This window comes from Luteimonas sp. MC1828, assembly GCF_016461615.1.
Classification (GTDB): domain Bacteria; phylum Pseudomonadota; class Gammaproteobacteria; order Xanthomonadales; family Xanthomonadaceae; genus Luteimonas.
Window position 1 is genome coordinate 251,685 of record NZ_JAEMNY010000001.1, and the last position, 11,549, is coordinate 263,233.

The 11,549-nt window shown below is 70.1% G+C and carries 10 protein-coding genes and 1 pseudogene; all 11 read right to left on the reverse strand.

Translation table 11 applies throughout. The features are described 5' to 3' along the window. Window positions 1-4: 4 nt before the first annotated feature. The 11 genes and pseudogenes from JHB91_RS01230 to JHB91_RS01280 all read right to left on the reverse strand — a co-directional run bounded on the left by JHB91_RS01230 (window position 5) and on the right by JHB91_RS01280 (window position 11,543). Complete coding sequence (locus JHB91_RS01230) at window positions 5-904, reverse strand: hypothetical protein (RefSeq protein ID WP_199470883.1); 900 nt, start codon at window positions 902-904, stop codon at window positions 5-7. Window positions 905-1,201: 297 nt separating this feature from the next. After that, a pseudogene (locus tag JHB91_RS01235) lies at window positions 1,202-1,513 on the reverse strand (hypothetical protein); the annotation flags it as partial. Next, on the reverse strand, window positions 1,510-2,067 hold the full coding sequence (locus tag JHB91_RS01240; RefSeq protein ID WP_199372969.1) for a polymer-forming cytoskeletal protein: 558 nt from the start codon (window positions 2,065-2,067) through the stop codon (window positions 1,510-1,512). The gene JHB91_RS01240 and the pseudogene JHB91_RS01235, both read right to left, overlap by 4 nt. A 125-nt stretch (window positions 2,068-2,192) precedes the next feature. Beyond that, window positions 2,193-3,800, reverse strand: a complete 1,608-nt coding sequence (locus JHB91_RS01245) for a carboxyl transferase domain-containing protein (protein ID WP_199470885.1) — start codon at window positions 3,798-3,800, stop codon at window positions 2,193-2,195. 99 nt (window positions 3,801-3,899) lie between these two features. Then, a complete protein-coding gene (locus JHB91_RS01250; protein WP_199372967.1) occupies window positions 3,900-4,259 on the reverse strand; it encodes a hypothetical protein in 360 nt (119 codons plus the stop codon). A 116-nt stretch (window positions 4,260-4,375) separates the two neighbouring features. Then, complete coding sequence (locus tag JHB91_RS01255) at window positions 4,376-4,723, reverse strand: hypothetical protein (RefSeq protein ID WP_199372966.1); 348 nt, start codon at window positions 4,721-4,723, stop codon at window positions 4,376-4,378. Between the two features lie 122 nt (window positions 4,724-4,845). After that, window positions 4,846-6,021, reverse strand: a complete 1,176-nt coding sequence (locus JHB91_RS01260; RefSeq protein WP_199470886.1) for a thiolase family protein — start codon at window positions 6,019-6,021, stop codon at window positions 4,846-4,848. Window positions 6,022-6,114: 93 nt separating this feature from the next. After that, entirely contained in the window at window positions 6,115-7,272 is a 1,158-nt protein-coding gene (locus tag JHB91_RS01265) for an isovaleryl-CoA dehydrogenase (RefSeq protein WP_199470888.1), read from the reverse strand. A 104-nt stretch (window positions 7,273-7,376) separates the two neighbouring features. Then, on the reverse strand, window positions 7,377-8,480 hold the full coding sequence (locus JHB91_RS01270) for a Glu/Leu/Phe/Val dehydrogenase (protein ID WP_199372963.1): 1,104 nt from the start codon (window positions 8,478-8,480) through the stop codon (window positions 7,377-7,379). A gap of 178 nt (window positions 8,481-8,658) precedes the next feature. Then, a complete protein-coding gene (locus JHB91_RS14065; protein WP_343225035.1) occupies window positions 8,659-9,918 on the reverse strand; it encodes a 2OG-Fe(II) oxygenase in 1,260 nt (419 codons plus the stop codon). Next, a complete protein-coding gene (locus JHB91_RS01280; protein WP_199470890.1) occupies window positions 9,915-11,543 on the reverse strand; it encodes a phospholipase D family protein in 1,629 nt (542 codons plus the stop codon). The genes JHB91_RS14065 and JHB91_RS01280 overlap by 4 nt, the downstream gene beginning before the upstream one ends. Window positions 11,544-11,549 lie beyond the last annotated feature (6 nt).

Consider the following 11,549-nt stretch of genomic DNA (forward strand, 5'->3'; position numbering starts at 1 on the left):
GACATTACGGTGGCGTTGAGAGGCGTGCGTGTACGGCGCGGGCGAATCCTGCCCCGGCGTGGGGATCCTGGCCGAGGTAGAAGTCCGGTTCGATCAGTTCGGCTTCCATCAACAGCCAACGGCCGTCGGCGTCGGGCACGACGTCGATGCGTGCGTACAACAGTGGCGTGCCGATCGCGGCTAGGGTCTGCCCGGCCAGCGCAAGCGCGCCCTCGGGCGGATCGGGCACGGCGGTGTAGAGGCCTCCGTACTGCACCTGGATGCGGAAGTCGCCTGGGACGGGGCGCTTGTTGACCGCGTGGCTCAGGCGCCCGCCGAAAAACAGCAGCGAGGTTTCGCCTTCGGTCTCGATCGTCGGCAGGTAGGGCTGGATCATGGCGGCACCGTCGGGCGCGCCGACCAGTGCCTCGCCGCGACGCAGGCGCTGCGTCTGCCAGGCACCGCCGGATACGGTCGGCTTGACGATCAGCTGTGCGGCGCCGGTTGCCTCGAACATCGCATCGATCTGTTCGCGCGTGACGCGCTCGGTCCAGGTGGTCGGTGGAATCGCCACGCCGTGCCCGGCCAGCGCATCGAGATAGCGCTTGTCGGAGTTGGAAGCCAGCACCTCGGCCGGGTTGGCGATCGCCACGCCCGCGTGCTGCCACGCCCGGCATGCCCGCAGCCAGCGCGCGTGGTCGAGGTGGTAGCCCCACACCAGCAACGGCAGCACCAGCGGGAATTCCATCAGCTGCGCGCAGTCGTCGACATGCGCGGTCCAGGGCGTGGGCGTTGCCGTCACGCCTGCGGTGGCGAGCGCGGCGGAGAGCCGCGCGAGCACGCCGGGCCAGCTCCCGGCATAGGTCTCATCCGCCGGGTCCGTGGTGAGGATGGCGACGCGATTCGATTCGACTGGGGTGTGCATCGCGAGAGTCCTTGTCGCGCTGGCGGGTCGTCACATCGCTTCGCGGTCTGACGGCCCTTCGGGCCTTCAGGCCCGCTGCGCGATGCGCCAACCCGCCCGTGGCGAGCTTTTCGCGGCCCGGAGGGCCGCCGGCCCCGCGAAGGCAATCAGCGCGGTGGGCGTGCACCGTGCGGAGCCGGCCTCGGCACGCAAGACGGTGGAGCACGGTGCACGCCCCCCCCCCACGCCCACCCAAAAAAACAAATGCCGCGAAGGATGGGTCTTCGGCATCCGCCGCATGTCGTTGGTCGGCATCAACTCCACCGCCAGGGTAAACGTGCGCGCATCGCCCGGATGGATGGCACCCACGCCGACCACCTGGTGCGACACCTCCTTGCCCTCGTCGTCACGGATGGTCAGCACCACCGAATATTCCCAGGCACCACCTTCGGCGGGATGGCGGATCTCGCCCTCCACCTGCAGCGCACGGGTGACCTGCGTGGGCTGCGCCTTGTCTTCAAAGCGCAGGTAGTGCCGGCACGATGGACACGCCACCGCGCTTTCGAGGATTGTCGTCTTGCAGTGCGGGCAGGTGCGCGTGGCACCTGCCGCACCGGGGCGCGTGCTCACGAGACCAGGTCGAGCCCGGCCTTGGAAGCGTCCTTCTTGCCCTTGTCGTCCTTGGCCGGCGCATCGCCGTCGCCCCAACCGCACTCCACGTTGCCGCGGATGCGCGCGCCGGCCGCGACCGTCAGCGTGCCCGCCTTGACGTCGCCCATCAGCACCGACGACTGCTGCAGCTCCACGCGCGACGCGGACTCGATGTTGCCTTCCAGCTCGCCGGCCACCGTGACGCGCTGCGCGCGCACGCCACCGTTGAGCTTGGCGCCGCTCTCGATGGTCAGGTCGCCTTCGACGTTCACGTCGCCCTTGAACTTGCCGGCGATGCGCACATGGCCGCTGCCGGAGATCTTGCCCTCGATGGTGAGGTCGGCCGCGATCAGCGATTCCTTGAGCTGCGGCTGCGCCGGCACGCGCGGGGTCGGCGTGGGCGTCTGCACCGGAGCGAAGTCGGCGATCGCGGGAGTGGGCTCGCGCACCGGCGTGTCGGCCTGGCTGTTGCTGTTGCCGAACGGCAGCGTGGTGTCTTTCTTGGCGGAGCCTTGCGGGTTGAAAATGGCCATCGGGGGATGCTTCCTCAAGTACAGGGTAGGGCGTCAGGGAAGTCCGAGCCTATCACGCGCGCACCTTCACACCGCTGTGACATGGGTCACCAAAACTGAACCGGGCCAATGACTTGCGTCCGCCGCTACATGCGGAACACGCCGAATCGGGCGGGCTCCACAGGCGCATTCAGTGACGCGGAAACCGCCATGCCAAGCACCCGACGGGTGTCGGCCGGGTCGATGATGCCGTCGTCCCACAGCCGCGCCGTCGCATACCAGGGGCTGCCCTGCGACTCGTACTGGTCACGGATCGGCGTCTTGAATGCTTCCTCCTCGTCCGCGCTCCAGCTGCCGCCACGCGCCTCGATGCCGTCGCGCGTGACCGTGGCCAGCACGCTCGCCGCCTGCTCGCCGCCCATCACGCTGATGCGCGCGTTGGGCCACATCCACAGGAAGCGCGCGCCGTAGGCGCGGCCGCACATCGCGTAGTTGCCGGCGCCGAAGCTGCCGCCGATCACCACGGTGAACTTGGGCACGCTCGAGCACGCGACGGCGGTGACCATCTTCGCGCCGTCCTTGGCGATGCCGGCGTTCTCGTATTTCCTGCCGACCATGAAGCCGGTGATGTTCTGCAGGAACACCAGCGGGATGCCGCGCTGGTTGCACAGCTCGATGAAGTGCGCGCCCTTGAGCGCCGACTCGGAGAACAGGATGCCGTTGTTGGCGACGATGCCGACCGGATAGCCGTGCAGGTGCGCGAAGCCGGTGACCAGCGTCTTGCCGTAGCGCGCCTTGAACTCCTGGAACTCGCTGCCGTCGACGATGCGCGCGATGACCTCGCGGATGTCGAACGGGCGGCGCGTGTCCTTCGGCACGATGCCGTACAGCTCCTCGGCGGCGAACAGCGGCTCGACCACCGGGCGCGTCGCCACAGTCAGGACCTTGCGGCGGTTGAAGGTGCCCACGATGTCGCGCGCGATCTGCAGCGCGTGGCGATCGTCTTCGGCGAAATGGTCGGCCACGCCCGAGACCGCGGTGTGCACGTCGGCGCCGCCCAGCGCCTCGGCATCGACCACTTCGCCGGTCGCCGCCTTCACCAGCGGCGGGCCGCCGAGGAAGATCGTGCCCTGGCCCTTGACGATCACCGACTCGTCGCACATCGCCGGCACGTAGGCGCCGCCGGCCGTGCAACTGCCCATCACCACCGCGACCTGCGGGATGTTCTCGGCACTCATCCGTGCCTGGTTGTAGAAGATGCGGCCGAAGTGCTCGCGGTCCGGGAACACCTCGTCCTGCAGGGGCAGGAACGCGCCGCCGGAGTCGACCAGGTACACGCAGGGCAGGTGGTTCTCGCGCGCGACTTCCTGCGCGCGCAGGTGCTTCTTCACCGTCATCGGGAAGTAGGTGCCGCCCTTGACCGTGGCGTCGTTGGCCACGACCACCACTTCCTGGCCCATCACCCGGCCGATGCCGCAGACCATGCCCGCCGCGGGCGCGGCGCCGTCGTACATGTCCTCGGCGGCGAGCGGCGCGATCTCGAGGAAGGGCGAGCCCGGGTCGAGCAGGGCGGCGATGCGCTCGCGCGGCAGCAGCTTGCCGCGCGCGGTGTGCTTCTCGCGGGCCTTGTCACCGCCGCCGTCGGCCGCGCGCGCCAGGCGCCGGTCGAGCTCGGCGACGAGTGCACGGTGGTGATCGACGTTGCCGATGAAGTCGCTGGACGCGGTGTCCAGGCTGCTGCTGAGGACGGGCATGCGCTCACACGTGGCTGCGGGTGGCCGGCAAGGATACCCGCAAGAAAAAAGGCCCGCCGAAGCGGGCCTTTGCTGCCGGGCAGAGCCAGGCGGCGAAGGTCAGTCTTCGACCTTGTCGGCGGCGGCGTCGGCCTTGTCGGCGGCGTCGCGCAGCGCGTCGGCGGTGGCGGCCTCGGCATTCTCGGCGGCAGCGGCGGCGGCGGCCTGCGCTTCGGCGGTGGCCTGGTCGACGGCGGCACCGGCTTCGGCAGCGGTTTCGCCGGCGGCAGCGGCAGCGGCGTCGGCGGACGCGGCGACGGCGTCACCGGTGGCTTCGGCGGCCTGGCCGATGGTGTCGCCAGCGGTCTCGGCGGTGGCTTCGGCCTCGGCGGCGGCCTGCTGGGCGGTGGAGGTCTCGTTCTGGCACGCGGCGAGCGCGAAGGTGCAGGCGGCCAGCAGAGCGACGGTCTTGATCTTCATGGGAAATCCCCTGAGGTGTGGTTGAGCGGAGTTTGCAGCGGAAGTTGCAATGGAAAAGCCGCTGGCGGACCAGCGGCTTTTCTTTCTACATGACGCTAGGGATACGGCTGACCCGATTACGGGGTCGCCGCGTCCTTGACAGCCTCGGCCTCGTTCTCGGCGGCGTCGGCAGCGTCCTGCGCGGTGTCGAGCGCGTCTTCGGCGGCATCGGCAGCGGCGTCGGCGGCTTCGCCGGTACCGGCGGCAGCGGCGGCAGCGGCCTGGTCGGCAGCGGCGTCAGCAGCGGCAACGGCCGAGTCGGCAGCGGCGTCGGCAGCCTGGGTGCCGGCCATGGCGGCGTCGGCAGCAGCCTGGTCGGCGGTCTGCGCGGCGTCGGCAGCGGCGTCGGCGGCGGCGTCCTGGTTGGAGCACGCGGTCAGGGCGAAGCCCAGCGCCAGCGCGATCAGCAGCTTGTTGATGGTCATTTGGTACATTCCTCGTCGTGGATTGGGCAACGCGCAACTGCGCGCCGCGACAATGATGACAAGCCTCGATTGGCTGTCAAGCGGAAGTTTGAAGTGCCAGAGGTAAAGGGCGTGTTAACGGATCAGGCAAGTTCGACCGCGATCGCGGTCGCCTCGCCGCCGCCGATGCACAGCGAAGCCACGCCACGCTTGCCTCCGCTGGCCTTCAGGGCGTGCAGCAGGGTGACCACCAGGCGGGCACCGCTGGCGCCGATCGGATGTCCCAGCGCGCAGGCGCCGCCATTGACGTTTACCTTGGCGTGGGGAATGTCGAGATCGTGCATGGGCGCCATTGCCACGCAGGCGAAGGCCTCGTTGATTTCGAACAGGTCGACGTCGGCGACCGTCCAGCCCGCCTTGGCGAGCACGTTTGAAATCGCTTTCACCGGCGCGGTGGTGAACCATTCCGGCGCCTGCGCATGGCTGGCGTGGGCCACGATGCGCGCCAGCGGGGCAAGCCCGCGACGGCTGGCTTCGTCAGACGACATCATCACCACCGCGGCGGCGCCATCGGAAATCTTCGAGGACGACGCGGCGGTGAGCAGGCCCTCCTTGCCGAACGCGGGGCGCAGGCCGGGAATCTTGGCGACGTCGATGCGGCCCGGTTCCTCGTCGCTGTCGACCACCACGTCGCCCTTGCGCGACTTCACCGTGACCGCCGCGATCTCGTCCTTGAACGCCCCCAACGCCTGCGCCTGCTGCGCGCGGCGCACGCTTTCGGCCGAGAACGCATCAAGTGCTTCACGGCTGAAGTTGTACTTGTCGCAGGCGGCATCGCCGAACACGCCCATCGCCTTGCCGTCATCCGGGTTGGTCAGGCCGTCGTGCGCCATGTGGTCGAGGAACTCGGCGCTGCCGAAGCGCAGGCCGGTGCGCGAGCCGTTGAGCAGGTGCGGGGCATTGGTCATCGACTCCATGCCACCCGCCACCACCACCGAGGCCGAGCCGGCCTTGATCATGTCGTGCGCCAGCATGATGGTCTTCATGCCCGAGCCGCACACCTTGTTGACGGTGGTGCAGCCGGCGGCATCGGGGATGCCCGCCGCGCGCGACGCCTGGCGCGCCGGCGCCTGGCCCAGGCCGGCCGGCAGCACGCAGCCCATCAGGACCTCGTCCACCTGGTCGGCGGCAACGCCCGAGGCGGAAAGCGCGGCGGAGATCGCCGTGGCGCCGAGGGTCGGGGTGGGCACGCCGGTGAACTGGCCGAGCATGGAACCGATGGCGGTGCGCTTGGCACCGACGATGACGATGTCGGTCATGGGGAACTCCGATGGTGATGTGCGGCCATTATCGCACTGCAGCATCGGCCTGCCATCGGCCGTTGGTCCGGGGGCTGGGCGCCCCCGGGGCCCTCAGGCGCGGCCCTCGAACAGCTCGCGCCCGATCAGCATGCGCCGGATCTCGTTGGTGCCGGCGCCGATCGCATAGAGCTTGGCGTCGCGCAGGATGCGCCCGGTCGGGTATTCGTTGATGTAGCCGTTGCCGCCGAGCGCCTGGATGCCTTCGAGCGCCACCTGCACCGCGGCCTCGGAGGCGTGCAGCAGGCAGCTGGCGGCGTCGATGCGCGAGCGGTGGCCGGCGTCGTAGTCGCGCGCCACCTGGTAGGCGAAGGCGCGGCTGGATTGCAGCGCGGTGTACATGTCGGCGATCTTGGCCTGCATGATGCCGAACGTGCCGATGGCGGCGTCGAACTGGCGGCGCTCGCGCACGTAGGGCAGGGCGGCATCGAGCGCGGCCTGCATGAGGCCGATCGGACCGCCGGAGAGCACCAGGCGCTCGGTGTCGAGGCCCTTCATCAGCACGCGCACGCCCTGGTTCACTTCGCCCAGCACGTTTTCCGCGGGAATCGCGCAGTTCTCGAACACCAGTTCGCAGGTGTTGGAGCCGCGCATGCCCAGCTTGTCGAGCTTCTGCGCGGTGCTGAAGCCGGGCATGCCGCGCTCCACGATGAACGCCGTCATGCCCTTGCTGCCGGCCTCCTTGCCCGCGGTGCGCATGTAGACCACCAGCACGTCGGCCTCGGGGCCGTTGGTGATCCACATCTTGCTGCCGTTGGCGATCCACACGCCGTCGCGAAGCTCCGCGCGGCAGGCCATCGAACCGACCACGTCGGAGCCGGCGCCGGCCTCGCTCATCGCCAGCGCGCCCTTCCATTCGCCGCTGCACAGCTTCGGCAGGTACTTCGCGCGCTGCGCGTCGTTGCCATTGGCATGCAGGTTGTTGACGCAGAGGTTGGAGTGCGCGCCGTAGGACAGGCCGATGGCGCCTGAGGCGCGCGAGATCTCCTCCATCGCCACCAGGTGCGCCAGGTAGCCCATGTCGCTGCCGCCGAACTCGCCCGGCACGGTCAGGCCGAGCAGGCCCATCTCGCCAAGCTTCGGCCACAGCGGCTGCGGGAACGCGTTGTCGTGGTCGGCGGCCTCGGCGAGCGGTGCGATCTCGGCTTCGGCAAAACGGCGCACGGCGTCGCGCAGCGCGTCGATGTCTTCTCCAAGCGGAAACGGGCGCATGGTCGTTCCTCCATGTGGTGCGGCCGGCACATCCGGTGCCGGCGCTGATTTCGGAAACAACGACGGGGCACTCGGCCCCGTCGTTGCGTACTACGTGGCGCGGATCATGCGCCGCCGCGGATGCGGCCCTGGAAGCGCGGCGTGCTGCGCCCCAGCGGCAGCTTCAGCTTGCCCATCACCTCGATGCGCTCCTCGGCCATGCGGTCGGCGGCCTTGTAGGTCGGGATGCCGTCACGGTCGGCGATCTCGAAGATGCGCGTCAGGTTGTGGTAGATCGTGCGCATCATGCGCATGGCGCGCTCGCGGTTGTAGCCGGTCATTTCCAGCGCGACGTTCATCACGCCGCCGGCGTTCACGGCGTAGTCCGGCGCGTACACGATGCCGCGCTTGGCCACTTCGTCGCCGATCGCGTTGCTGGCCAGCTGGTTGTTGGCCGGGCCGCAGATGACCTTGAACTTCATGCGGTCGAGCGTCTGCTCGTTGAGCGTGCCGCCCAGCGCGCACGGCGAGTACACGTCGGCGTCGACGTCGTAGATGTCGTCCGGGGCAACCGCCTCGGCACCGTACTCGTTGACCGCCTTGTCCAGCAGCGCCTTGTTGATGTCGGTCACGAAGATCTTCGCGCCGCGCTCCTTCAGCAGCTTCACGTATTCCATGCCCACGTGGCCGAGGCCCTGCACGGCGTAGCTGTAGTTGCCGACTTCCTCGTCGCCGTACTTCTTCTGCAGCGTGGCCATCAGGCCCTGCAGCGAGCCGTAGGCGGTGAACGGCGAGGGATCGCCCGAACCACCATGCACCTGGTGCACGCCGGTCACGAACTCGGTCTCGCGGTACACGTATTCCATGTCGTTGACGTCGATGCCGACGTCCTCGGCGGTGATGTAACGGCCGCCCAGCGACTGCACGAACTGGCCGAACGCGCGGAACAGCGCCTCGGACTTGTCGGTGGCCGGGTCGCCGATGATCACCGCCTTGCCGCCGCCGATGTCCAGGCCGGCCACAGCGTTCTTGTACGTCATGCCGCGCGACAGGCGCAGCACGTCGTTCAGCGCGTCGGCCTCGGTCTTGTACGGCCACATGCGCGTGCCGCCCAGGGCCGGGCCGAGCACCGTGTTGTGGATCGCGATGATCGCCTTCAGGCCGGCGTCCTTGTTGTGGCAGAACACGACCTGCTCGTGGCCGTAGGTATCGAGGTGCTCGAAAATCATTTCGCAAACTCCGCTGCCGGCGCGTCGCGAGGTGCGACCAACGTCGGCGATGTTGGTGTAAGTCGTTGAATCGACAAGGGTCGAGGCGCGAGTCGCGCGATATCGGCGCAACAAGCCGGGAATTTTACCCCCCTCCCCGGGGAAAAGCCCGTGGCGTCAGGTGAAGGCGCCGGGCCCCTCACCAGTCGCGGTAGGGCCGCTGGCGCAACCACAGGGTGGCCAGCCACTTCACCCCGCGCTCGACCGGCAGCCCGGCATGCAGCGAATCCGGGTCCGGGCGTCCGTCGGCGAGCAGGTTGTCGAACACCACCGCGCGGCCGGCGCGGGGCGTCACGGTGACCCCGGCGACCGGGAACTCCGTGCCGCCGCCGGCCTCCACCGCGTCGAGGTACACGCAGATGGTGCGCGCGCGGTTGCCGGCCTGCGGACGGTCGCCGTCGATCGCGGCCTGCGGCAGGTAGTCGCGATGCGGGCGGTACTGCTGCCCGGGGGCGTAGCGCAGCACGATCAGGTGTTCGGCATGCACCAGGTCGATGCCGGCCGCGGCGCAGATGCGCAGCTGCACCGTGCGCAGCGCCAGGTCCTCCAGCACCGGGTCGACACTGGCATCGCTGCTGGTGCGCAATGGCATCGCGAGCGCCGCGCCCGTCACCGGGTCGACCGTTTGCGACGCCCGCAGCAGCGGGTCCGCGCACGCCACCAGCAGGCGGCATTCGTCCGCCGACAGCAGGCCCTCGATGGTGGACACATGCGGGCGGTGCGCCAGCAGCTCCGCCGGCGGCATCGCCAGCGCATCCTCGAAGGCCAGCTGGTGCGGCACGGACGACGGTTGCCAGGGCATCGCCGCATCGATTGCCGGCAGCCGTGTCCGGCCATGCGCCGCGAGTTGCGCATCGAGCGAGGCCGCCACGTCGGGGTTCACCGGGCCGCCTTCGCCGCGACGCAGGCGCTCGGCCAGCAGCTGCGCCGACACGGGGTCGCCGGCCGCCGCCGCGCGTTCGAACAGCTGCAGCGCCAGTGCCTGGTCGTCGGCCTGCGCGCGGCGCCCGAAGTGGATCGCCGCGGCGCGCAGTGCCGGCGGGTAGCCGGCCTCGACCGCGCGCGCGACGCGCTGGTTGATGCGCCCGTCGCGCGGCAGGGCCACCCCGCCCAGCGCGACCAGCGCCAGGTGGTAGGCGGCCACCGCGTCGCCGTCGGCCTCCGCGCGCTGCAGCCAGTCGACGGCCGCGGCGGGGTCGGGTGCGCCGACGATGCCGTGCAGCAGCATCCGCGCCAGCTCCACACGCGCACCGGCGTGGCCCGCCTCCGCCGCGCTGCGGTAGGCCACCAGCGCCGCGTCCATGTCCATGTGCGCCACCAGCACCTGGCCCAGCCGGTAGCCGGCCGAGGCATCGCCCGCACGGGCCTGGGCGCGCAGCGCGTCGAGGTCGTGGCTCACAGCTGCGACTCGATCGGCAGCCAGCGCATCACCGCGGCCTGCGCGCGGCGCCAGGCGCCGGCTTCCGGCTCGCGGTCATGGACGCGCGGCGGCTCCACCGAGCGGTCCAGCCAGCGCAGCTTGTCGGTGGGATCCAGCCACACCCGGTAGCTCAGCGCGGGGCTGGCCAGGTGCAGGTATTCGGCGCGCAGCGCGTCAGCCAGGCCGGCGTGGTCGAAGAACACGCCCATCTCGGTATTGAGCCAGGCGGAGCGCGGGTCGAGGTTGTAGGAGCCGATGAAGCCGTGGCTGCGGTCGATCAGGAACGCCTTGGTGTGCAGGCTGGCACCACTGCCTCTGGCGCTGCCGCTGCCGCCAAAGCCGCTGCCGCGGCTGGCAGTGGCGCGTGGGTGGTCCTTGCCGGCGTCCGCATCGCCCGCGTCGCCCGCGCCTGCCGCCTCGTGCCGCAGTTCGTACAGGTGCACGCCGCCGGCGAGCAGCGGTTTGCGGTATTTCGAATAGCCGCCGTGCACCGCGGCCACGTCGTTGGCCGCCAGCGAGTTGGTCACCACGCCCACGTGCACGCCGCCTGCGGCCAGGCCGGTGAGCTGCGCGGTGATGGCGTCGCCGGGCACGAAGTAGGGCGAGATCAGCAGCGCCGCCTGGCGGGCGTCGCGCAGGGCGGCATCGATGCGGTGCACCAGCCAGCCGCGCTGGTCGTCGCCGGCGTGCTTGAGCGGCGGGTCGGACACCACCTCGATGTGCTCGCTCCAGTACGGCGCGAGCTCCTGTTCGACGTAGGCGCGCACCGTGGGCGACGACTCCACGCGCTCGAGGTAGCGGCGCGCCGCGGCGGTTTCGGCCTCGCCGCCGATCGCCGCCAGGATCGCCGGCGCATCGAAGTCGCGTCGCTTGTTCAACCCGGCCAGCGGCACCGCCGCGTCGCTGTTCCAGAACGCATCGAAGATCGCATCGGCGTCGGCCACCGCCGGCCCGAACAGCAGCAGGTCGAGGTCGTGGAAGTTGGCGTCGTCGGATGCGCTGAAATACTCCAGCCCGATGTTGCGGCCGCCCACCACCGCCACCCGGCCGTCGGCGATCCACGCCTTGTTGTGCATGCGGTGGTTGAGGCTGAAGACCCGCTGCAGCATTTCCAGCAGGCGCGAGATGCCGTCGCGGTTGCGGAACGGGTTGTACACCCGCACCTCGATGCCGGCATGGCTGTCGAGCAGCATCAGCTGGCCATCCTTGCCGCCGGCGCTGATGTCGTCGAGCAGCAGGCGCACGCGCACGCCGCGCTCGGCGGCCAGCCACGCCTCGCGCGCCAGCAGGCGGCCGGTGAGGTCGTCGTGCCAGATGTAGTACTGCAGGTCCAGGCTGCGCCCGGCCTGGCGCGCCGACATGGCGCGCGCGGCAAAGGCATCGATGCCGTCGGTGAGCATCAGCGCGCCGGTCTTGCCGGGGTTGCGCGCCAGCAGCGGCACGAGCTCGCGGTCCAGCGCGGTCTGGTCGGTCGACAGCGGCAGCGCATGGCTCGGCGCGCCGTTGGCCGCCGGCGTGAGCTGGTCGGCCAGCAGCAGTCCGCTGCCCACCATGGCCGCAGCCGAAAACGTGCCCCACAGCAGGATGCGCTTGACCCGGGTCATCGTGTG

What these genes read in the sequence shown, in the direction of transcription:
- JHB91_RS01230 (WP_199470883.1), bottom strand. Translation starts at nt 904, where the DNA reads ATGCACACCCCAGTCGAATCGAATCGCGTCGCCATCCTCACCACGGAC.
- JHB91_RS01240 (WP_199372969.1), bottom strand. Translation starts at nt 2,067, where the DNA reads ATGGCCATTTTCAACCCGCAAGGCTCCGCCAAGAAAGACACCACGCTG.
- JHB91_RS01245 (WP_199470885.1), bottom strand. Translation starts at nt 3,800, where the DNA reads ATGCCCGTCCTCAGCAGCAGCCTGGACACCGCGTCCAGCGACTTCATC.
- JHB91_RS01250 (WP_199372967.1), bottom strand. Translation starts at nt 4,259, where the DNA reads ATGAAGATCAAGACCGTCGCTCTGCTGGCCGCCTGCACCTTCGCGCTC.
- JHB91_RS01255 (WP_199372966.1), bottom strand. Translation starts at nt 4,723, where the DNA reads ATGACCATCAACAAGCTGCTGATCGCGCTGGCGCTGGGCTTCGCCCTG.
- JHB91_RS01260 (WP_199470886.1), bottom strand. Translation starts at nt 6,021, where the DNA reads ATGACCGACATCGTCATCGTCGGTGCCAAGCGCACCGCCATCGGTTCC.
- JHB91_RS01265 (WP_199470888.1), bottom strand. Translation starts at nt 7,272, where the DNA reads ATGCGCCCGTTTCCGCTTGGAGAAGACATCGACGCGCTGCGCGACGCC.
- JHB91_RS01270 (WP_199372963.1), bottom strand. Translation starts at nt 8,480, where the DNA reads ATGATTTTCGAGCACCTCGATACCTACGGCCACGAGCAGGTCGTGTTC.
- JHB91_RS01280 (WP_199470890.1), bottom strand. Translation starts at nt 11,543, where the DNA reads ATGACCCGGGTCAAGCGCATCCTGCTGTGGGGCACGTTTTCGGCTGCG.